Source organism: Rhizobium sp. BT03 (assembly GCF_030053155.1).
In the GTDB taxonomy this organism is placed as follows: Bacteria; Pseudomonadota; Alphaproteobacteria; order Rhizobiales; family Rhizobiaceae; genus Rhizobium.
This window is the reverse complement of sequence record NZ_CP125640.1, coordinates 3,797,018-3,818,505: the sequence shown is the minus strand read 5'-3', so window position 1 is coordinate 3,818,505 and position 21,488 is coordinate 3,797,018. Positions and strand designations below refer to the sequence as shown.

Sequence of the window (21,488 nt, the reverse complement as noted above, 5' to 3'; positions counted from 1 at the left end):
CTTTACGGCGTCGATAAGACAGGGCGCCGTATCCCTGTTTAGAAGTAGCTCGCCACGGGCACTCCCAGCGCTTCGAGGCGGGGCGTGATGCCGAGGCCCGGTGCTGTGGGGGCGGTGACCCGGCCGTTACGCACCGTAAAATCGCCGTCGGCGGTCTTGAGCTTGACGATGTCCCGGCATTCGAGCACGCAGCGCAGGTTCTTTTCCGGCACCGTCTGGCCGAGATGGACGATGGCCGCGAAGGCGATGTCCGAGCCCGTCGTTTCCTGGACGCTGACGGTGTAGCCGGCGGCGACCGAGATATCGCGATGCCGGCGGCCGCGGGTCAGCCCGCCATTCTTGGAGATCTTCAGGCCGATGCCTTCGGCGGCGTCGTCGCTGAGGAGCTGGGCGATCGTCGCATCGTCGGTCGCCAGTTCGTCGAAGATGATCGGCACATCCGTGCGCCTGCGCAGCGACATGCATTCGCGCCAGGTCGCGCAGGGGGCCTCGAGCACGAAATCGAGCCCGGCCGGCAGCAGCCGCAGCATACGAAGCGCGGTTTCCACAGTCATGCCGCCATTGGCATCGACGATGAAGAATTCGCCGGGCCGCTTGTCGGCGAGCGAGGCGGCAATTCTGGCGGCATCGACAGCCGGCTCGTCGCCGATCTTGACCGAATGGGCGATATAACCGAGCTGGCGATGCTCGGCGACACGCCGGCGCATATCGTCCGGATCGCCCATATAGATCGACGAGATCACCGGCATTTTCACATCGGTGCGGCCGCCGAGCAGCTCGCAGACCGGCAGGCCGACCGATTTGCCGAACAGATCCCAGCAGGCGACGTCGAGCGCCGTCTTGGCGTGGAGATGCCCGATCAGCGCATGGTCCATGGCGTCATTGATGCGATCGACGCGGCGGGGATCGAGCCCGATCAGGCTGGGCGCGATTTCCGCAATGCCGGCGCGCACGCCGAGCGCGTGAGAGGCGATATAGGTTGCGCCGAACGGGGTGCTCTCGCCCCAGCCCTCCAGCCCGTTCTGCGTCGTGATCCTGACGATCGTCGCATCGAAGCTTCTATATTCCCTGCCGCCCGACAGGCGGTAGACGCCGCCCGAATAGGGCAGGTCGACCTGGAAGACGTCGATTTTTTCGATTTTGAGTTCGCTCATTTGGGCTCTTCTTATTCAGGGATCACATTATTCGGGGATCACGAGGACGAGCTTGCCGGCGATGCGCTTCGACAGAAAATCTCGCTGCGCCTCGACGATGTCGCGCAAGGGGTAGCTCTTGCCGACGAGCGGTTTGATTTCGCCGCGCTCGACATAGGAGACGAGGTTTTCGAAAACGACGTCCTCCTGGAAGGTGCATCCGAAGAAGGTCAGGTCCTTGAGATAGAGGGTTCGGATGTCGAGCTCGACGATCGGCCCGGCGATGGCGCCGGCAACGGCATATCGCCCGCCCTTTTTCAGGACGTCGAGCAGCTCGCTGAAGGACGGACCTGCGGCGACATCGAGCACGACCTCGACCGCCTCCCTGCCGAGGCCGGCAACGATGCTCTCGCCGCGAGGAAGGACGCGGTCGGCGCCGATCGCCACCAATTGCTGGGCCTTATCGGGACTTGAGATCGCCGTGACGCTTGCGCCCCGGCGCTTCGCCAGCTGGATCGCCGCCGAGCCGACGCCGCCGGAGGCGCCGGCGATCAGCACGTGCTCGCCAGCACCGACGGCCGCCCGGTGCAGCATGCCCTCGGCTGTGGAATAGGCGCAGGGCAGCGACGCCAGTTCGACATCGCTCCAATCGCAATCGATCCGATAAGTCTCGCGCGCCGGCGCCACCGCATATTGGGCAAAGCCGCCATCGCATTCCGAGCCGAAGGTCCAGCACTCAAAGGGCCGGTAATCGGTATGGGAGCGTAGCATGTTGCGCACCAGCACCCGTTCGCCGATCCGGCCGGGATCCACATCCTCTCCGACCGCGACGATGCGCCCGCAGCAATCGGCGCCCTGGATGCGCGGAAAGGCGAGCGGCATGCCGGACCAGCTGGCGTCGGCATCCTGCGCCGACTGGAAGCCTGTTGCCCCGCCGCTTTCCGTGCCTGTTGTCACCGCCTTGGAGTACCAGCCGATGCGGGTGTTGATATCAGTGTTGTTGACACCGGCCGCAGCGACGCGGATCAGCACCTCGCCGGCTTTCGGCCGGGGAAGCGGAATGTCCTCGCGATATTCCAGTTTCTCGAAACCGCCATGGCCGGTGAGGAGAACGCCCTTCATCCGCTCTGGAAGCCTTTGCAAGGCTTGTTTCGATGTGGTCGTCTCAATGTTCATGTCTGTTTGGGACCTCGAAAAACAGCGTTGCCAACGCCCCGCATAGGCGCCTTCTCCTCGCGACACGCTGTCGATGGACCTATGAAAACGGCAGGGCGACCTTGAAGACAAGACACATAAAAATCCGGCATGTGTTGAGTTAAACTCAAGACGAACGGGTCTGCCTGCGTTATCATGGCGCAGATATCAACGCCGCGCCGACAGGCGCTGGGGATGGATGGGGGAAGGTCAATGGTTCGCCGTTTCTATGGTCTGCCGTCCCTGACCGCGCTTGCTACGTTCGAGGCCGCCGCCCGGCACGGCAATTTCACCTTGGCGGCAGCCGAGCTCAACGTCACCACCGGCGCCGTCAGCCGGCAGATCAAGTCGATGGAGCAGGAAATCGGCAGTGCTCTTTTCGTGCGCACCGGCAAAGGCGTGATGCTGACCGCTCCCGCCGAACAATTGTACCGGGCGCTGGCAAGCGGTTTCTCCAGGGCCTCCGAAGTCGTCAATTCGATCAAGCAGGGCAACAGCGCCCGCAACGTGACGATTGCCTGCAGCGAGGTGTTCGGGTCGATGTGGCTTATTCCCCGCATGCCGGATTTCTGGCGGCGCTTCACCGACATATCAGTCGATCATCTGATCGGCGACAACTTCAAGACCTTCCGCCCATCGCAGTTGGAGATCCGCATCCGCTACGGATCCGGCAAATGGATCGACGAGACGGCGGAATTCCTGTTCGACGACTGTCTCTATCCGGTTTGCAGCCCAGGTTTCGCCGAACGGCATGCCGGTGCCACGGCCGCCGATCTGGCCGATCTGCCGCTCCTGAACGTCGAGTGGGTCGAGCCCGGCTGGACCGGCTGGGAAGAGGTGCTGTCACGCGGCGGCGTGCCGTATCACGCCGCCAGCGGCAGACGCTTCGGCAAGTTCAGCGTCGCGCTGCAGGCGGCCATGGCCGACCAGGGGCTGGTCGTCGGCTGGCACCGTCTGGTCGGCCCCCTGGTGGAAAAGGGGGACCTGGTGCGCTTCACCGATCTGGTCGTTCCCGACCCCGGGGCCTATTATCTCACCTGGAACAGCACCCGCGCACTGCCTCCCGCCGCCCTGTCGCTGCGCGACTGGATTAGAGGGATTGCCGAAGAGGAAAGAAGGACGCCGATGCCTTTGGCGCGGCCGTCTTCCTAAAACAGTCCGGATGGTCGCTTTCTCTCGGCCTGAGTTCACCGTCAGAATCGTCGGCGTTTCCCCACACTTCGTCGTCCTCGGGCTTGAGCCGAGGACCTACGCCGCATCCACCGGCAGTCGTGGCATGGATCCCAGGCTCGAGGCCTGGGATGACGGAGGGTGGGGTTGCGTTTGCGTCAAACTCGCCATCGGCGCAGGGGATGAGGCGTTCAGTTTCTGGTCGAAGGCGGGGCCGAGAGCGGCCTGTCATCCTGGTTGCCGCCATCTACCCGTGATCACGGGATGCCACGACCTTTCGATTCTCTTTTCTCCCCTCGGGGATAAGGTGACCGGCAGATGAAGGAGCCGGCGAGGCCCATGTAAAAATCGCAGCTGTGGCCGTATTCCTCGCTGTCTTGCTCCAGAAGCTACCCCATCCTCCGTCGTCCTCGGGCTTGACCCGAGGACCCACGCCGCATTCACTGGCAGTCGTGGCATGGATCCCAGGCTCGAGGTCTGGGATGACGGAGGGTGGGGTTGCGTTTGCGCCAAACTCGCCGTCGGCGCAGGGGAATGAAGCGTTACCGGGCGGGCGGCGCTATAACAGGCACGCGAAAGCACCTCGCGCCATCCGAAATATCGACAGCCTGTTTGGCGGCAGCGCACCTCCAACCTCTGTCATTCCAGGCCTTGAGCCTGGAATCCATGCCCGCAGCTGATCGAGCCGGCTAAAGGTGAAAGACCCCTCAACCCCAGCCCCCAACCGAAATGTGTAATCCAAGTCGATACTGCCGAAACCCCTTGTGGCATGGGTGTTTGGAAATATCTTCGTGAAGCATCTACGCACTCACCGCTTTAATTGGGATTTTTTCGACAGGAGGGAATCGCAATATGGAATCGATCATTGAGATTGGGACTATAAAAGATGTTGAGCCATGGGCGCAGCTTCGCCTTGCGCTGTGGCCGCATCACTCGCTTGAGGATCATCGAGCTGAGTTGGGCCGGGCATTTCTGTCGGAAAATGCAGAAGCCGTCGCGTTCATCGCGCGAAATGCTGCGAATGACGCTGTCGGGTTTGCTGAAGCCACTTTGCGACATGATTATGTGAATGGATGCAGCAGTTCGCCCGTTCTGTTCCTCGAAGGGATTTATGTCCGGCCCGTTGACAGGCGAAAGGGTATCGCAGGATTGCTTTGCAATGCCGTTGCCGCTTGGGGAAAGTCGCTTGGGTGTGTTGAGTTCGGCTCCGACGCGCCGCTTGAGAATTCAGCCAGCCACGCGCTCCATGCCGCTTTAGGATTTGAGGAGACACAACGCGTCGTGTTCTTCCGCAAGCCGCTGTAGGCCGGTGTTGGGGGGCTTTAATCCCCGCCCTGCCCCCCCGAGATCACAATATCCTGGTCGATCACCGAGAGCGCCCGGTTGAGATGCCCTTCGAAGACGAGGATCGGTTCGTCGGCCACGACGCGGATTTCCGGCATGCCTTCCATGCGGACGATATGGGACTGGCCCAGCCCCTCTTCGAGGCCCTGGCGCAGCAGATCGTAATAGCGGGTGCCGGGGCCGGTGATGGCGATGGGCATGCGTTCGGTGAGGCTGAGCATGCGCGACAGGCCGTTGCCGAGCGCCAGGCCCGCCTGGCGGAAGGCGATCGTGGAGGTGCGGTGGCCCTGGCGGGCTTTGGCGGCGATTTTGTCGAGTTCGGTGACGGGGACGAATTTTGCCGGGATCGTATCGAGCGGCACTTCGAAGGCGCTGCGCAGGATGGCGTAGAAGCCGGCATAGGCTTCGATGCAGCCGCGGGTGCCGCAGCGACAGAGGCCGCCACCCGCCATGTGCAGCATGTGGCCGAAATTCGGCGCCGAGATTTCCTGGCCGGTCTGGCCGCCGCCGCGCCTGACGATGCCGAGCCCGATGCTGTGGCCGAGCGAGAGGGCGGCGAGCGAGCGGAAATCGGCGCCCTTGACGATCTCCTCCCGGGCGCCGAGAGCGGCTGCGACCAGCAGCGTCTCGTTGTCGAGGATGACTTTGGCCTGCCAGTCCGGCCGCAGCACCGATTCGAAATCGATCTGATCGCTGCCGAAGATCGGCGACCAAACGAGGACCGGCTCGGTTGAATTGACCAGGCCCTTGCTGCTGATCGAGATCAGCAGCACTTTTTCCTGGGAAATCCTGGAGCGCTCGAGAATGCGGGAGAGCCCGGCGCGCACGCCTGCGACGAAGCGGGCGGCCCCTGCCGGATCATGCGAGCGCTCCTCGCTGAAGCGGTCGATCAGCTTGCCGGCATAATCCACAAGCGAATATTGCACGGCATCCGACGAGATGATGACGACGATGAGATAGCCGCAATCGCGCCGCTGGCGCAGAAGCACGCGCGGCCGGCCGCGGCCGCTGGCGGCCTGCTGCTCGGATTTTTCGATGATATGGGCGCGTTCCAGATCGGCTGTTATCGCCGAGATGGTGGCCGAGGAAAGGCCGGTGAAATCGGATATTTCGGTATGGGCGAGCGCGCCGTGACGGCGCAGCACGGACAGCACGAGCACGCTGTTTCTCTGCCGGACCAGCTCCGTGCTCGACTTGGTCAGCATGAATGCCGCCCTCTCCCCTATTCAATCGTTGGAGCATGTTGTCCGCCCGAAAAGCGCTCAGACTTTTCGGCATCATGCTTCTCTCCGCCCTCGCTTCCACTGCATCGCCAACCGCCGTTCCGCAAGGAAAAATAAGCTGACGGCCCAGTGTTGACAGCCGAAAAAATCTCTGACATCAAATTTCTCGACTGTCGAGAAAATAATCCGAATTTTCCTCGACAGCTTTTCGCGGTGGCCGGAGGAAGCATGGGCTGGGCCGGTCGCAACTCACTCGGGAGGATAGTATGAAGTCTATTTTGAAATTGATGGCAGGCGCGGCCATTCTCGTTTCCGTGCACACGGCTGCCATGGCTGCCGATCTCGTCGTCGGCGTTTCCTGGTCGAATTTCCAGGAAGAGCGCTGGAAGACCGATGAAGCCGCGATCAAGAAAGCTCTCGAAGCCAAGGGCGCCAAGTATATTTCCGCTGACGCGCAGTCTTCGGCCGCCAAGCAGCTGACCGACGTCGAATCGCTGATCTCGCAGGGCGCCAACGCGCTGATCATTCTCGCCCAGGATTCCGACGCCATCGGCCCGGCCATCGAAAAGGCCGCTGCCGAAGGCATCCCGGTCGTCGGCTACGACCGCCTGATCGAAAATCCGGCCGCCTTCTACATCACCTTCGACAACAAGGAAGTCGGCCGCCTGCAGGCCGAGGGCGTCTTCAAGGCCAAGCCCGAAGGCAATTACGTCTTCATCAAGGGCTCGTCCTCCGACCCGAACGCCGATTTCCTGTTCTCCGGCCAGCAGGAAGTGCTGAAGGCCGCGATCGACGCCGGCAAGATCAAGAATGTCGGCGAGGCCTATACGGACGGCTGGCTGCCTGAGAATGCTCAGCGCAACATGGAGCAGTTCCTGACCGCCAACAACAATAAGGTCGACGCCGTTGTTGCTTCGAACGACGGCACCGCCGGCGGCGCGATCGCAGCGCTCGACGCCCAGGGCCTCGCCGGCTCCGTTCCGGTTTCCGGCCAGGACGGCGACAAGGCGGCGCTGAACCGCATCGCGCTCGGTACCCAGACGGTTTCCGTCTGGAAGGACAGCCGCGAACTCGGCACCCGCGCTGCCGAAATCGCTCTCGACCTCGCCGGCGGCAAGGACATGAGCAAGATCGACGGCGCCCAGACTTTCAAGGGCGGCCCGAAGGGCGTGGAAATGCAGTCGGTCTTCCTGAAGCCGCTTGCTATCACCAAGGAAAACCTCAACGTCGTGATCGACGCCGGCTGGATTTCCAAGGCTGAAGCCTGCCAGGGCGTCAAGGCCGACACCGTCGCTGCCTGCAAGTAAGCACGCTTCGGACTGAATGCCGGCGCCGCAGCGGAAAGACCGTTGCGGCGCCGGATGCGGATGCGAACTCCAAGGACGCAGTTCCTCCGCCTCGCCGCACCATCGCGGACCTGCATTCCCTGCCGGAAGGGTGTCGCGACGCCACGCCACGGTTTCCGGAAGCATCGCGATGGTCAGTTGAAGAACAGACGATGACGCCGCCAACAGTTTCGGGCACGCCGGCGCACCCGTCCAAACATAATGGGGGAACGGCAAACCCATGGCCGAAATGGTAAAATCAACAGCATCAAGCGGGCCGCGAACGGCGGAAGCCAATCCGGTGACCCGCTTCTTCCGCGCCACCGAGATCGACACGCGCCTGCTCGGCATGATCGGCGCGCTCATCATCATCTGGATCGGTTTCCACATCATCACCGGCGGCCTGTTCCTGACCCCGCGCAATCTCTGGAACCTCTCGGTTCAGACGACCGACATCGCGATCATGACCACAGGCATGGTGCTGATCATCGTCACCCGCAACATCGACCTTTCCGTCGGTTCCGTGCTCGGCCTCTGCGGCATGATCATGGGCGTGACCCAGGCGAAGATCCTGCCCGAATATATCGGCTTCGACAGCCCCTTCACCTGGGCGATCACGCTCATCATCGGCATTGCGGCGGGCTGCCTGATCGGCGCCTTCCAGGGCATCATCATCGCCTTTCTGAACGTTCCCTCCTTCATCGTCACCCTCGGCGGCCTGCTGGTCTGGCGCGGCGCGACCTGGCTTGTGACCAGCGGCCAGACGGTTGCCCCCATGGACCAGACTTTCCGCATCATGGGCGGCGGCGCGGAAGGCTCGATCGGCGCCACCTGGAGCTGGATCGTCGGCATCGCCGCCTGCCTGTTCGTCGTTGCCAGCATCGTCGGCTCGCGCCGCCAGCGCCGCCGCTTCGGCTTTCCGCGCCGGCCGATCTGGGCGGAATATTTCCTCGCCATCCTCAGCTGCGTGCTGATCCTCGGCGCTGTCTGGATCGCCAACAGCTATTACTGGCCGATCAACATCGCCAAGAAATATGCCGAGACCAACAATATTCCCTGGCCCGATACCGGCCTGGATATTCCCTACGGCATCGCCGTGCCGGTGCTGATCGCGATCGTCGTCGGCATCATCATGACCTTCATTGCCACAAGGCTGCGCTTCGGCCGCTACGTCTTCGCGATCGGCGGCAACCCCGAGGCGGCCGAACTCGCCGGCATCAAGACCCGCTGGGTGACCGTGCGCATCTTCGCGCTTATGGGCGTGCTCGCGGCCATCGCCGCGGCGATTTCCACCGCCCGCCTCAACGCCGCGACCAACTCGCAGGGCACGCTCGACGAGCTTTACACCATCGCTGCCGCCGTGATCGGCGGGACGTCGCTGGCGGGCGGCACCGGCACGATTGCCGGCGCCATGCTCGGCGCGCTGGTCATGCAATCGCTGCAATCGGGCATGGTTCTCGCCCATGTCGACACCCCGCTGCAGAGCGTCGTCGTCGGCACTGTCCTCGTCGTGGCGGTCTGGCTCGACACCGTCTATCGCGCCCGTGCCAAGTGAGAGGAGCCCTAGACATGGCTGATCAACGCACTCCCCTTGTGGAACTGAAAAACATCTCGATCTCCTTCGGCGGCATCCACGCCGTGGACAATGCCTCGGTCGATCTCTATCCCGGCGAAGTGGTCGCTCTTCTCGGCCATAACGGCGCCGGCAAATCGACGCTGATCAAGATCCTCTCCGGCGCCTATAAGCGCGACAGCGGCGAGATCCTGATCAATGGCGAGCCGGCCGACATCCGCAATCCGCGCGATGCCAAGAAATACGGCATCGAGACGATCTACCAGACGCTCGCCGTCGCCGACAATGTCGACGCCGCCGCCAACCTCTATCTCGGCCGCGAGCTGAAGACCCGCTGGGGCACGCTCGACGACGTGGCGATGGAGGCTTCGGCGCGCGAAGTGATGGGGCGGCTCAACCCCAACTTCAAGCGCTTCAAGGAGCCGGTGAAGGCGCTTTCGGGCGGACAGCGGCAATCGGTGGCGATTGCCCGCGCCATCCTCTTCAACGCCCGCATCCTGATCATGGACGAGCCGACGGCCGCCCTTGGCCCGCAGGAGACGGCGCAGGTGGGCGAGCTGATCAAGCAGCTGAAGAAGGAAGGCATCGGCATCTTCCTCATCAGCCACGACATCCACGACGTCTTCGACCTCGCCGACCGCGTCTCGGTGATGAAGAACGGCCAGCTGGTGGGCCACGCCCGCACCGAGGATGTGACCAAGGACGAAGTGCTGGGCATGATCATCCTCGGCAAGGTGCCGCCCAAGGCCATCCCCGGCCCCGGCGCCATGCAGATCTGATCGCCGTCAAGGCGCCCTGCCCCAGACAACCGCTCCGCCGCCCGCAAAGGCCGGCGGAGTTTTTCGTTCAATCCCAAGGCTGACGAATAAAAACACCCCGCAAACCGCAAGCATCGGTATTTCTGAGAATTTCGCGATTGAAGCCGGCCGCAAGCTAGGCTAAGAACCACCCATCGGACAGGCGATTCAAACCGCCTTCGGCATGCACCCGTAGCTCAGCTGGATAGAGTGTTGGATTCCGATTCCAAAGGTCACAGGTTCGAATCCTGTCGGGTGCGCCATATAAATCAGGGACTGATCCCCGATTTGTTTCGACCGAACAGGAAGCGTATAGGAAGCGGGCCATTAGTAGTCTCCCACAGCTTTCGGTTTCGCAGAAAAATCGGGATCTGTGGCGCCAGACGTCAATGGGAACACTACGGGCCGATTCGATGATCTGCCAGAAGCTGGCAAGGAAGCCATGCTCAACCTTGCGCGAGCACTCGCCAGACGGCGGGCAAGAAAAGACTATCTGGAGGAATTGCGCGGCGCCGATGGCCTGGTCGAGCCATCAGCTAAGTCGGTTATTCGGACCACTGAATGTTGATCATGCCATCTAGGCTTTGGATTGCACGGCCGATCGCCTTGTAGTTAACAGTCTCCCACCCCAGTTTCCGGTCATGGCCCCGCCTAAAGCGGCGGTATTCCATATGCAAAGTCTGATTAATATGGGCCGCTGGGATGTACGAATTCGCTGGAGAACGCGGCTTACGCACGACATGTGCAACCCGTTGCACTGCCCTAAAGGCTATCTCCGCCGCTGACGCGTACCACTATCTGAGGTGTTCTACTATCTTGACGTGCACCACTGCAAGGCGCAATAATTTGCCCTTATTGATTTCCAAGAGCAATAGCCGCGTTCAACTAACAATCGAGATTGGGAGTAGGTCAAATGTGTGCAAGCTCAACATTCCGTTTAGTGACAAATGCCTTGGACCGTCGTGCTATAGCGCGAACTTTCGTCGTGCTCGGAATGGCTACTTTTGCCTTCCAACCTGCTTTCGCAGCACCTATAAACGACAGGATCGACAAGGTGCTGTCTAAAACCGTGGCCAACGCTCAGACAATGGCACAACTCGTCAACAACAATTGCCCGGGCGGTTCGAATGGGCTCAACCCGATCCATCAAGACGTAACCCTCCAACTGAGCGCTACCGTTGCAAACCAGATCAACGATATCCGCCTCGCCCTGGCGAAGGCTGGCGACAATGATCTCACACCGGAAGTGCCAACGATCAACTCGATCATGGCCGAGGTGCAGAAGATGACCGACATCACGCATAACAACTGCTCGGGCGGATCAGGTGGCATCGATCCGTTTCACTTCGGCGAGATGGTGCAGCTCAAGGACGAGACGATCTATACACTGAAAACGCTGGTAAGCGTATTTGCTAACTAGCCGCGCGCAGTCTGAAAGGCGAAAAAAGAACGTGCGGAGGATGCGTTCCGCAGGTCCTTTCGTTTCTGACGCCAGGGATCGAAACGCCAATTCCTTCGTCGGAGCGTGGAACCTTGCCCATGCTCCGCTAGACGAAATCATACTGCAGCGCGCTGCGCAATGCTGCCGCAGAATCGCGCAGCACCGGCGAAAACTGGATGAGCGCTGGGCGTAGACGTCGGCACGGGACTACTGAGACCTATAGTGGACCGGCTCATCCCTACCTCTCAGAAGCCGCGATGCCACCAACCTGCTGGCAGCAAAGAGTTTGCGAGCGTGACGAGCATGAGCAGGATCGCGATCAAGATCCATCGGATGATCCGCAGCTCTGTGACAATTGCTTTGCTGTTGATCCCGATGAAGTAGGCCAGATATTCCTGGGGCTTAGATTGTTCTAGCGCACGCTCTCACCGCTGATATTCCTCGAACGCGTGATCACGAGAAAACCACCCCATGCCATGCCCCCCGGATTCGCCGTCGTCTTCTCCACAACAACTAGCCGTGCTTGAACTGGCACGCAAATGTTAGCCGGGGGCCCGGCCGCCTTTCGGCCGATTCATCCACTAGTGGTAGATTGTAATTTCTTCGTGTTTCTTTCAAATATTCAGATTTTGGCGTAAACGTTACAGTGGCATCAATGCCATTTCTACATCAATACTTGCATAGGGAGAAAGCTATGAAAATGCTCATCGCAGGGGTAATTGTCGCTCTCACTCCATTTCAAGTGTCAGCGGACGATGATGTGCTCGTCTCGCATTTCGAAGTTCTGAAGCAATGCAACAGGATGAGTTTCATCGATAAGACTGCCAAGGAACTCAACACCCCCGAGGGGAAAGCGCTAATCACAGTTGCCGCCGGGGCGCTGGGCGTGGATCCGACTCTTGTGGGCTTAGCCGTTGCTGCCATTCCCATTGAGGGACAGAATAACGAGCAAGATACTCATCCATTTATCCGGACACCCAAGGGCTATACAATTTGCACCGCCCGACCTTCCAACTTGAATACTGGGTCCGGTCAATACGGTATCGAGACGCATGGTGATACGACATTCAACTCCACCATCATACGGGATCCGGCTAAAAACGGGCTCGCGATGTACATGGTTGTCCCTTGCAAACGCTCGACCGATACGCGGGTGCAAGCCGGCTTTGACGTCACTTTCGTGAAAGCAGCCGCAGGATGGGAGCAAAAATATCCAAACTGCCAGAAGACTGGAAGCCATCCTTGGCTCGCGCGAAACAACGGGACTACCCTTGATCCTGCACCCTAGCGGCGATCCCCGCTCCGTGACCAGCTGGGGCTTGTAATGATCGCGGCGTCGGCAAGCGTCGGTGGGTTCGAAGTCTAGTTGATCCGATAAACTGCCGCACTCTCAGCAGCATCCCGCAACCCCTTGTAAGACGCGTGACGGAGCTTCCCGTCATGCGTCCAGGCTCGATATTCAATCTCAGCGACAAGCTTCGGATCGATGAAGACCGCGTTTCGCTTCCGCCCAGTGTCGACAGCGGGTTTGCCGATGATCAACTTATCCATCTGCTTCCGCAGCTCAGCCGCGGAGCGTTCGTTGAAGCCGGTTCCCGCTCCCCCGACATAGACGAGCTCATTTCCCTTGCGCGCGGCGAGCAGCAACCGCCCGATGTCCCCGAATGATGCTATCGCCTTCTCATTTCCAACGATCACGAAGCCATCGCTCTGGGTGCATTTGATCTTCACCCAGTCACCCAGCCGGCCGGATCGATATCGTGCGTCCCTCCGCTTGGCGATGATCCCTTCTAGCCCGTGCTCACAGGCGATGCGCAAGAGCGCGTCTCCATCGGCCTCGATTTCCTCGGACAGTCGAATGGCATCTTCGCCGCCGGGAGCCACCAGCCCGTCCAGGAGATGACGCCGCGACGTGAGTTCGGTTCCCGTGAGGTCATGGCCGTCGAAGTGGAGCAGATCGAAGACCATCAATATCGCGTCTCTCGACGTCCTTCTGCCGCCGCGGCCGCCGAGCGACTGTTGGAGTTTCCCGAAGTCCGCCCGCCCCTGCTCGTCAAGCACTACGGCTTCACCGTCCAATATCGCCGTTGAAACTGGAAGTCTCTTTGCCTCGGCCACGATAGCCGGGAAGCGAACCGTCCAGTCGTGCCCTCCCCTGGTCAGAATGCGGACGCCAGACGGCTCGATGTGAACGACCAGGCGGTACCCGTCCCACTTGATCTCGTAAACCCAGTCACGGCCCTTCGGTGGCCGTGGCTTCGGTAACGCAAGGCACGGGTCGATGCGCGCCGGCATAGGATCGAGAGGAAGATTGGGTTGGCGGGATCTCGGCGCCGCCGCGCCTGGCTGCGGGGCGGAGCGTCGGGTTCGCTGAGCAACGGCTTGGAAGGCTTACTGGGCGGCTTCGTCATGGGGACGCTCTTATTGCAGGCGGACAAGGTTACAATCAAGGAATGCAGTGACAGCAGCCCACGTACACGCCGACGACCTGCACTTCGACACCGCAAAGCACGTGGGTTGGTGGCCCGGTCCGTCAGGTTAGGACTACCTGCTATTGATGAGGCAGAATTGATCCTCTGCGCATCGCTAACGGCCATCGATGGCGACACAGTGAAATGCGACGGTCAGAACATGCGGCTGCTGGGGGAAGGTGTTCCGTTCGTCTCGGGCATAGATACGCCGGAGATCGGATCGCACGCGAAGTGCATCAAGGAACGGAAGCTGGCGCTGATCGCCATGGGACGATTGAAAGAGCTTTTGGCTGAAAAGGGATTGCGTGTCGTATTCCAGCGGCGCGGTGGACAAGACACAAACGCACCGGCCGCTCGTTAACATCTACCGAACGAATGGTGAAGAAATCGGCAAGAACCTGCTGCAAAAGGGGTTTGCGCTTGCAGTTAGTTGCCAAGAGGGATGGTGTAGGTAACTCCAGTGCCAGAAGGTCCATTTCCACTGAAATTGCGCGGATTAAGAGGAGGCGGCGGCGATCCGCCGGACCCGTTTGGAGATATCGAGTTTCCACCCACCGTGCCAACATTGAAACCTGAATTAGGAACAGATGGCGCTGGAGCTAGCCCAGCCCCATTGAGTTGACCCCGTTCGATCAACTGGGCTGCGGTTGGCGGGACAACCTGAACCGGCGGAGGTAAGACGAGCTCTTCCGCTGATACGGGAAGATTCGCACTCCATCCGACAAAAATTACAAAGACTATCGCTGGGACAAGTTTCATAAAAGCCTCCATCATTCCGGTTAATGGTGCACAACCAAAGAAAACGCGTGATGAATCAAGCTGATGTAGGATCAGTGACATTCGTGTGGCGAGCGGACACCTCCAAAGCACTCGCCAAAGAGCAGCCATGGCGTCACGTTTGGTCAACTTTAAATTGACTCCAAAACCCCGCGACTGCAAGCGTTAGAGTTGTCCCCAATTCGGCGTAATCCTAAAGGTGGCATCCGACGGGACGCAGATGGCGGACCGGCGCCATCGATCAATTGATCAGCCCATGCCTCAGCCAAGCCACAGCACGCGAACCTTGGCGTCCAGGCCGGTATTTATCACCACAGCTTATCGAGAGGGCTGATCTCTGCCCCTTGCTAGTCAAGGCGACGATGGATCGCACCGCGGCTGTCATCGGCGTTCTGCTTCTCCTCGCTGACCTCACGGAGGAGAGAAACGTTCTCCTCGATCCCGGTAGGTCTTGCCTTCGACCCGACCAAGGGCGCGCAGGATGTCATCATTGCTCGTAGGTGCCATTCAGTCCGTGCCGCCCATGCCATTACGGATTTTTTTCCGAATTTGAGCGTGGCAGAATAGCAGTGCATTTTATAACCTGTGATCGGTTGGTCCGGTCTCGGCATGTTATGTCCGCGGGTCGGTAAGATCAGGAGGCTCAACCGTGACCGTTGGCAGCCGATCTGGCAAACCTAGATCTTCAGGGCCGGGCATTTGATAAGAAACGATGAGACCTTCGGCGCACGAAGCGCGCCTCGTTATTAGAGATGTTAGATGAGCTAAAAGCCACACTGGTTTCAACGGCATCGAAGATCGCCCGCGAGCGGGGATCTGTAACTTTGCGCATGGTGGCTTCGTGTAGCTTCTTCCCCGTTTCACTGCTTCACTCAGAGATGAAGCCTATGTGCCAGCTCCGGCGCTCGCATTTCTCACCAATTGTCATAAGCTAAGTCACGGTTTGGGGTGCACACGTTCCTCAAGGCGACGAAGCAAGACGGAGGCCAAGGTCAGATGATCGAGGCAACGGTCGATTGAGTCGGCATTGATTTCATGTCCGCGCGGGTTTCTGATGGCAGACATCGCGCCTGCGAAGATGAATTTGTAGCCGCTCTGCTCGTCGAGTTCGGTTTGCGTCGACATCTCGGTCAGCTTGATCTTCGTGTTCTTGTCGCCAAAGGCATTCATCATGAGGCCATATCCGCTGTCATTGACGCGGGAAAGCTTCTTCACCTTGAGATCAATGAATTTGAAGACCTCGAAGGTAGCCTGAGAGTAATGGCCGTCGTCGAAGAGGGGCTGTGCGACCTTACCTATCTCCGGATGGATGTTCCTTTCATCGAAGGGATGAATCGCCTTGCCTGGGGGCCGCGCTGAATCCTTTCCGACGTTCACAGCCCTCCTAGCGATGTCTTCGAAAAGTGTCAGGCTATCACTCATTCAAAAGATTCGCCCGGATGCTGCGGAAGATGTTGTCGTACGTTTCCTGCGAGCCTTCGGCCGGAAGGTTGATCTCAATCCGAACCGTGAGTGCCATGTCCTTTTTCGGGGAAGCTGCCGCCGCCGGTGGCGCTGACACTTCGATGTGAGGCGCTGGCTCTTTCGACTTAGCCGGTTTGGATTTCAGCTGCTTCGAGAAATTTGACGCGGGCTTCGTCTTGGTGCTGTTATGCGCCTTGCTCTGCGCTTGCTCAAAGCCAGAAAGGGCAGCGAATGCTTGAAACACCGAAGCTTGACGTCCGCCTATAACCTCGCTCGTCTTGTCGGCCGTCCTGAAATATCCAACCAACTTTGGCTTGTGAAGAGACCACGCGTCATCAGCAAAATGCTCGAAGAGGTCGGAATAGGCTTCTTTGACAAGACGCTGAAATCCTGCCTCGAACTCGCCGTCAGGAAGTACGAATACGTCGTGTCCTTCCTTGGTACGTTTGCCTTCCTCATCGATGACTTTGATGAACTGCAACGCATTTATCACATAGCTCTCGTTGTTTGGTGCGAGCTGGTATTTTTTGACGGTCTCCGAAGTCACTGTTGCCGGAAAATTCTTACGAAGAAAGCCGATCATCTGCGCGATGTTACCACTTCCCGAGATGTACGGATGCGATGCCATAGAAGGTCTCCAGAGACTCGTGCTTCCACGAGCATTCTTCTTGACGGCAATTCTTGTCAATCCCGGCAAAACGCCGACTTACGGTTGTCCCCAAGGCATATTCGGCCTTGCAAACTCTAGCGGCACGATTTTCTCGATGAGATCTAATAAATCCAGCACAACACAAGGCCGATCAAAGCGCCAGTGCTACCATGGAGCGCACGGGTGGGAGATGCCAAACACCAGGCGGCGAACGCCATCATTGCGCAGCCCTCCATAATCCACGCGGCTCCCCCTGCCCCGCTGCGCAGGCCGCGATTGCTCCTAAAGTGACCCGCATCCTCAGCACGCTTCCGCATCCGCCCGTTAGCAATTTATTGACCATAAGCTGGCTTTACTAATCCTGATGGATGCGGAGTTCCCGCCCGTCGTCGAGTGTTCGGTGTTAGACAGGATTGTTGGCGTTGAAGTATTCACTGCAAGGTTTGTCGGGCGGAATTGCCACGCTCCTGTCGCGTGCGGAGCGCTTCGCAGCGCAGACCATTCTGCCGGCTCTGTTTGCGCTGCCGGCGCTTGTCGGTTCCGCATCATTTGCCTCGGCTGAGGATCGCGCCCTGAAGCTGTTCTTTACCCATACGGGCGAGAAGGCGACGATTACCTATAAGCGCGACGGAAAGTTCGATGCCAAGGGCCTTGCCCAGATCAATCGGTTTCTGCGCGACTGGCGGAGGAACGAGCCGACCCGGATGGATCCCCGGCTGCTCGACCTGGTCTGGGAGGTGTACAAGCGCAGCGGCGGCAAGGATTACATCCACGTTGTTTCCGCCTATCGCTCCCCCACCACCAACAACATGCTCCGCAACCGCTCGCGCAGCACCGGTGTCGCCAAGAAGAGCCAGCACATGCTGGGAAAGGCGATGGATTTCTACGTTCCCGGCGTGAAGCTTGCGACGCTGCGGGCGCTTGCCATGCAGATGCAGGTCGGCGGTGTCGGATATTATCCGACCTCGGGATCGCCCTTCGTGCATCTCGACGTCGGCAATGTCAGGGCCTGGCCGCGCATGTCGCGGCAGGAACTCGCGCGCATATTCCCGAATGGGCAGACGATGCATCTCCCGGCCGATGGCCGGCCGCTGCCGGGATACAATCAGGCGGTTGCGAATTACAAGAAACGCGTCGGCCCCACCTCGATCCAGATTGCCGGCACGGCTGGAGAAGACGAAGAGGTGGTGGTCTCGACCAGGTCGAGCCGCGGCACCACGGACGGCAACCTCGTGACGGCGCTTCTGCCGACGCCGAAAAGCCGAGCCTTGAATGCGCTCGCGCTGCAGACCGGCGCGGCCGAGCGGGATGACAAAGGCTCCGCTCCGGATCTTCCATCCTTGCCGATTCCGATACCGGCGATGCGGCCGGCCGCCCTTGAGCACGGCGCCGATGTGGACGACGAACTGGAGACGGCGTCGATCGGCCCGATCTCAGCACTTCCGGAGAGACCGGCTTCGGCATTGCCTGTTCACGCCCGCTTCCATCCCCGCATTGCTGCGACGGACGCCCCCAGGCAGGGCGCGGATATGATCGCCTCGCTGCCGATGACCGCTTCCTGGGAAGAAGCAAATTTCCTCGGATCGACATCCCAAGCGGCACTGATGAAATGGGCGCTGCACTCTTCCGGCGAGGCGATGGGATTGAGCGCGCCTCGTGTCTCCCCGCGCGCGGTTCATCGTGAGGCGAATGTGGCGACGTCGGGTGAGGATGTCATCCCGGTCGCTGCCAGCGGCCCGGTTGCCGTCAGAGGCCCGTTCGACGCCGGCCGGTTTACATCGGCACCGGAGGGCTGACCGCAATCATCATGGGGAGCATGGGAGCGACCTTGCCGTCAGTCGCAGACGATGCCGTAGATTTCGCGATATTGCTCCAACTGCTCTTTCGGACCTGCTAACAGCAGCGGGCAAGCGGTGTAGTTTCCCTTCACTTTCCCATTCTCGGTATACATCCAGTCGAAGATATCCGACTTCTCGAACTCGACGCGATCATCGGGCTTGATGTTGTGGATGTACTCAGGCGTATCGCTGAGAAGAGCAGTGAAATGGTCACCCGATGCCTCGATCTGGTAGACCCACATGAACTCCACATTCGGCGCCATCTGGTCAGTGGTCAGCGCCACGCCTTTGGCCTTGTCTGTGAAACCCAGTTTTATGCTGTAATTTTCGGTTCCGGCCGGTGGATTTCGAAGTTTCTCGAGGAAGCCGTCCAACTCCCTCATGGATTTCTCATGGGCTTTGGCCATCCCCGGATCATTGGGCGCGATCCTCTGGATGTTTGGATTGTCGGTGGCCAGGGCGGGTTCGGCGGGAATGGCCAGAATGGATAGCGCAAGTATTGAGAAGAGTGAAATGACGCTGCGCAGCATTCGATAGACCTTAAATTGTCGTGACTATACGACGCACCATAGCTATCTGGGGTTGATCTTCAAGACCGGCTTGGTGCACCGGCGCCGGCGCTGCTGCCCACCACGTTAGCACCGTATTAGCCCGAATGATCTACTGTCGTGACGCCAGGGCAAACCCGTCTATCCATTGCAACCGGGAAAGCAGAGTGGCGACGAGCCCTGAGACGCCGACGGCTGACGGAGGATACATGAAACTGGTTCTGGGCAGCGCGATAGTGTCGTGTGCCATCCTGCTCTCCGGCGTGCCGGGATTCGCCGCCTCTGGCGGAGGGCAGTCGGATGGGCAAGGCACGAGATACTGGCACGTCACTCCACCGCCCGGGCAATGCAATATAAGCCAGGCAAGAAACCGGGCGCTTCGGGCCGGCATCTATCGCAGCGAGATCATACAGCAGGATGACAATGTCATCGTGCTCAGAGGTTTGGATCAATCGGGCGACCGGCGGGAGATCGGCTTCGGCAACATCAGGGGATGCCCCGAGTTGGATGGCTATGAGGATGGGCGCCCCTGAGGGCATGGCCGGAGTTTGTTCGACGAACGCTGCGACCGGATGTGCTGCAGGCCGCCCGGCCCAACCCTACTCGCTCTGCCGCAGATTGCGGATCCGATCGAACAGCACCGCCAGCACGATCGCCCCGCCGATAAAGGTGCCCTGCCAGAAGGCGTTGATGCCGAGCAGGCCGAGGCTGTTGCGGATCACTTCGATCAGCGCCGCGCCGACCAGGGCGCCGAAGGCGGTGCCGACGCCGCCGGCGAGGTTGGCGCCGCCGATGACGGCGGCGGCGATGACCTGCAGTTCCATGCCGGCACCGATATTGGTGGTGACGGCGCCGAGCCAGCCGGTCTGGACGATGCCGGCGATACCCGCCGAGAGCGCCGAGATCATGTAGACGGCAACCTTGATGCTGCGCACCGGAACGCCGGTCAGGGTGGCGGCATGTTCATTGCCGCCGATGGCGAAGACATAGCGGCCGAAGCGCGTCCAGCGCAGCACGAAGCCGGTGATGAGCGCCAGGATGACCATGTAGAGCACCGGGTTGGCGATGCCGAAAAACCAAGCGCCGCCGCCGAGCGCGAGCAGCTTGTCGTGGTCGGGGCCGAACTGGAAAACGACGGTGTTGTTGGAGGCGACCATCGCCAGGCTCCGCGCAATCGACAGCATGCCGAGCGTCACCACGAAGGGCGGGAAATTGAGATAGGCGATCAGCACGCCGTTGAAGGCGCCGATCACCAGCGCCGTGACGATCGCCGCGGTGATGCCGACCTCGATGGAATAGCCGGCATTCATGGTGACCGCCAGCACCATGCTGCAGAGGCAGAGCACCGATCCCACCGACAGGTCGATGCCGCCGGTGATGATGACGAGCGTCATGCCGAGCGCGATGATGGCGACGAAGGTGACGTTGCGGGTGATGTTGTAGAGGTTCTTCGACGTCGCGAAGGAATCGGTGGCGAAGGACAGGAAGAGGCAGGCGAGAAGCACGGCGATCAGCACCCAGAATGTCTGACCGCCGACAAACTCCGCAAGCCGGCTGCGCTGCTTCTGTGCAATCGTCTGGTCCAGTGTCACTGCCATTTCGACCTCTCACTCCAGATGGGGCATTTCCGTCAGCGGTGTTTCTTCCGCAGGACTAAGCACTGCCGCTCAGACCTGTTCGATGGCCCCTGTTATCAGTCCCGTGACTTCCTCGGGCGAACTCGCCGCGATCGCCTTGTCGGCGACCTTGCGGCCGCGGCGCATGACGATCACCCGGTCGGCGACGGTGAAAACATCGGGCATGCGATGACTGATCAGCACGACCGCGATGCCGCGGTCGCGCAGCTCGCGGATCAGGTTGAGGACTTCGGCCACCTGGCGAACCGAAATGGCCGCCGTCGGCTCGTCCATCAGCACGATCTTGGCTTCCGACAGCATGGTGCGCCCGATCGCCACCGCCTGCCGCTGGCCGCCCGACATCTGCTTGACGAGATCGCGCGGGCGGGTTTCCGATTTCAGTTCCTTGAAGATCTCGCCAGCGCGCCGGTACATCGTCTTGTAATCGAGGATGCGGAACGGGCCGATGCCGCGGCGCAGTTCCCGCCCGAGGAAGACGTTCGCCGCCGCCGTCAGATTGTTGCAGAGCGCCAGATCCTGGTGGACGATCTCGATGCCGTGCTGGCGCGCCTCGACCGGGCGGTGCATGACGATCTCCTTGCCCTCCAGCCGCATCGTGCCTTCGCTCGGCCGGAAGTTGCCGGCGATCATCTTGACCAGCGTGCTTTTGCCGGCGCCGTTATCGCCCATCAGGCCGACGACCTGGCCGGCTTCGAGCGTAAACGACACGTCGTTGACCGCCTGGATGGCGCCGAAATGTTTTGAGATATTGGTGAGTTCGAGAACCGCGACCAGCCGACTACCCTCCCCGGAACCTGCAGGCCTGCTTTCGCCGCCGGTTACCCGGTTGCCAATCAGTCGCCTGCGATCTCGCTCGGCCGATCTCCTCCCGGAAAAGCGATTGTGAGCATTAATGCAAAAGCGC

The 21,488-nt window shown here is 60.3% G+C and carries 17 protein-coding genes, 1 tRNA gene and 3 pseudogenes; 11 read left to right on the top strand and 10 right to left on the bottom strand.

From position 1 onward, the window contains the following. Positions 1–38: 38 nt before the first annotated feature. Together QMO80_RS18540 and QMO80_RS18535 are read right to left on the bottom strand one after the other, a co-directional pair. Entirely contained in the window at positions 39–1,154 is a 1,116-nt protein-coding gene (locus QMO80_RS18540) for a mandelate racemase/muconate lactonizing enzyme family protein (protein WP_283197821.1), read from the bottom strand. A 27-nt stretch (positions 1,155–1,181) separates the two neighbouring features. After that, on the bottom strand, positions 1,182–2,309 hold the full coding sequence (locus QMO80_RS18535; RefSeq protein ID WP_283197820.1) for an alcohol dehydrogenase family protein: 1,128 nt from the start codon (positions 2,307–2,309) through the stop codon (positions 1,182–1,184). A gap of 231 nt (positions 2,310–2,540) precedes the next feature. Here QMO80_RS18535 and QMO80_RS18530 point away from each other — a divergent pair, with 231 nt between their 5' ends. After that, on the top strand, positions 2,541–3,479 hold the full coding sequence (locus tag QMO80_RS18530) for a LysR substrate-binding domain-containing protein (RefSeq protein ID WP_283197819.1): 939 nt from the start codon (positions 2,541–2,543) through the stop codon (positions 3,477–3,479). Positions 3,480–4,349: 870 nt separating this feature from the next. Then, entirely contained in the window at positions 4,350–4,802 is a 453-nt protein-coding gene (gene aac(6'), locus QMO80_RS18525) for an aminoglycoside 6'-N-acetyltransferase (protein ID WP_283197818.1), read from the top strand. 17 nt (positions 4,803–4,819) lie between these two features. Here the strand turns inward: aac(6') and QMO80_RS18520 are convergent, their stop codons facing one another. After that, the gene (locus QMO80_RS18520; RefSeq protein ID WP_283197817.1) at positions 4,820–6,046 is read right to left on the bottom strand and encodes an ROK family transcriptional regulator; all 1,227 of its coding nucleotides are present in this window, start codon (positions 6,044–6,046) and stop codon (positions 4,820–4,822) included. Between the two features lie 284 nt (positions 6,047–6,330). Between QMO80_RS18520 and xylF the strand changes: the two genes are divergently transcribed. The 6 genes from xylF to QMO80_RS18490 all read left to right on the top strand — a co-directional run bounded on the left by xylF (position 6,331) and on the right by QMO80_RS18490 (position 12,488). Beyond that, positions 6,331–7,371, top strand: coding sequence for a D-xylose ABC transporter substrate-binding protein (gene xylF / locus QMO80_RS18515; RefSeq protein ID WP_088938380.1), 1,041 nt, complete (start codon positions 6,331–6,333; stop codon positions 7,369–7,371). Between the two features lie 259 nt (positions 7,372–7,630). After that, positions 7,631–8,944: a sugar ABC transporter permease gene (locus QMO80_RS18510; protein ID WP_283197816.1), complete on the top strand. Its 1,314-nt coding sequence runs from the start codon at positions 7,631–7,633 to the stop codon at positions 8,942–8,944. A gap of 14 nt (positions 8,945–8,958) precedes the next feature. Further along, complete coding sequence (locus QMO80_RS18505; RefSeq protein ID WP_003592835.1) at positions 8,959–9,741, top strand: ATP-binding cassette domain-containing protein; 783 nt, start codon at positions 8,959–8,961, stop codon at positions 9,739–9,741. 204 nt (positions 9,742–9,945) lie between these two features. Further along, positions 9,946–10,022 (top strand) — tRNA-Arg (locus tag QMO80_RS18500). A gap of 731 nt (positions 10,023–10,753) precedes the next feature. Next, a complete protein-coding gene (locus QMO80_RS18495; protein ID WP_283197815.1) occupies positions 10,754–11,179 on the top strand; it encodes a hypothetical protein in 426 nt (141 codons plus the stop codon). Between the two features lie 715 nt (positions 11,180–11,894). Next, a complete protein-coding gene (locus tag QMO80_RS18490; protein WP_283197814.1) occupies positions 11,895–12,488 on the top strand; it encodes a hypothetical protein in 594 nt (197 codons plus the stop codon). A gap of 74 nt (positions 12,489–12,562) precedes the next feature. Here the strand turns inward: QMO80_RS18490 and ligD are convergent. Then, positions 12,563–13,611: pseudogene (ligD, locus tag QMO80_RS18485) on the bottom strand (non-homologous end-joining DNA ligase). Between the two features lie 220 nt (positions 13,612–13,831). Between ligD and QMO80_RS18480 the strand changes: the two are divergent. Beyond that, a pseudogene (locus QMO80_RS18480) lies at positions 13,832–14,126 on the top strand (thermonuclease family protein). 601 nt (positions 14,127–14,727) lie between these two features. Here the strand turns inward: QMO80_RS18480 and QMO80_RS33045 are convergent. The 3 genes and pseudogenes from QMO80_RS33045 to QMO80_RS18470 form a co-directional block, all read right to left on the bottom strand. Then, positions 14,728–14,955, bottom strand: a pseudogene (locus QMO80_RS33045) (DUF1515 domain-containing protein); the annotation flags it as partial. A gap of 429 nt (positions 14,956–15,384) precedes the next feature. Further along, positions 15,385–15,870, bottom strand: a complete 486-nt coding sequence (locus QMO80_RS18475) for a TIGR02391 family protein (protein WP_283197813.1) — start codon at positions 15,868–15,870, stop codon at positions 15,385–15,387. Then, on the bottom strand, positions 15,863–16,540 hold the full coding sequence (locus QMO80_RS18470) for a DUF5343 domain-containing protein (protein ID WP_283197812.1): 678 nt from the start codon (positions 16,538–16,540) through the stop codon (positions 15,863–15,865). The genes QMO80_RS18475 and QMO80_RS18470 overlap by 8 nt, the downstream gene beginning before the upstream one ends. Positions 16,541–16,974: 434 nt before the next feature. Here QMO80_RS18470 and QMO80_RS18465 point away from each other — a divergent pair, with 434 nt between their 5' ends. Next, complete coding sequence (locus tag QMO80_RS18465) at positions 16,975–18,357, top strand: DUF882 domain-containing protein (protein ID WP_283197811.1); 1,383 nt, start codon at positions 16,975–16,977, stop codon at positions 18,355–18,357. A 38-nt stretch (positions 18,358–18,395) separates the two neighbouring features. Here QMO80_RS18465 and QMO80_RS18460 read toward each other — a convergent pair whose 3' ends face one another. Beyond that, positions 18,396–18,929 carry a DUF2314 domain-containing protein gene (locus QMO80_RS18460; RefSeq protein ID WP_283197810.1) on the bottom strand — a complete coding sequence of 178 codons (534 nt, stop codon included), beginning with the start codon at positions 18,927–18,929 and terminating at the stop codon, positions 18,396–18,398. Between the two features lie 227 nt (positions 18,930–19,156). On the opposite strand from QMO80_RS18460, the gene QMO80_RS18455 reads away from it, so the two are divergent. Beyond that, positions 19,157–19,480 (top strand): hypothetical protein, encoded by a 324-nt coding sequence (locus QMO80_RS18455; RefSeq protein WP_283197809.1) that lies wholly within the window; start codon positions 19,157–19,159, stop codon positions 19,478–19,480. A 66-nt stretch (positions 19,481–19,546) separates the two neighbouring features. Here QMO80_RS18455 and QMO80_RS18450 read toward each other — a convergent pair whose 3' ends face one another. Together QMO80_RS18450 and QMO80_RS18445 are read right to left on the bottom strand one after the other, a co-directional pair. Then, a complete protein-coding gene (locus QMO80_RS18450; protein ID WP_283197808.1) occupies positions 19,547–20,545 on the bottom strand; it encodes an ABC transporter permease in 999 nt (332 codons plus the stop codon). Between the two features lie 69 nt (positions 20,546–20,614). Continuing rightward, positions 20,615–21,358 (bottom strand): ATP-binding cassette domain-containing protein, encoded by a 744-nt coding sequence (locus tag QMO80_RS18445; RefSeq protein ID WP_116274252.1) that lies wholly within the window; start codon positions 21,356–21,358, stop codon positions 20,615–20,617. Positions 21,359–21,488: the final 130 nt, after the last annotated feature.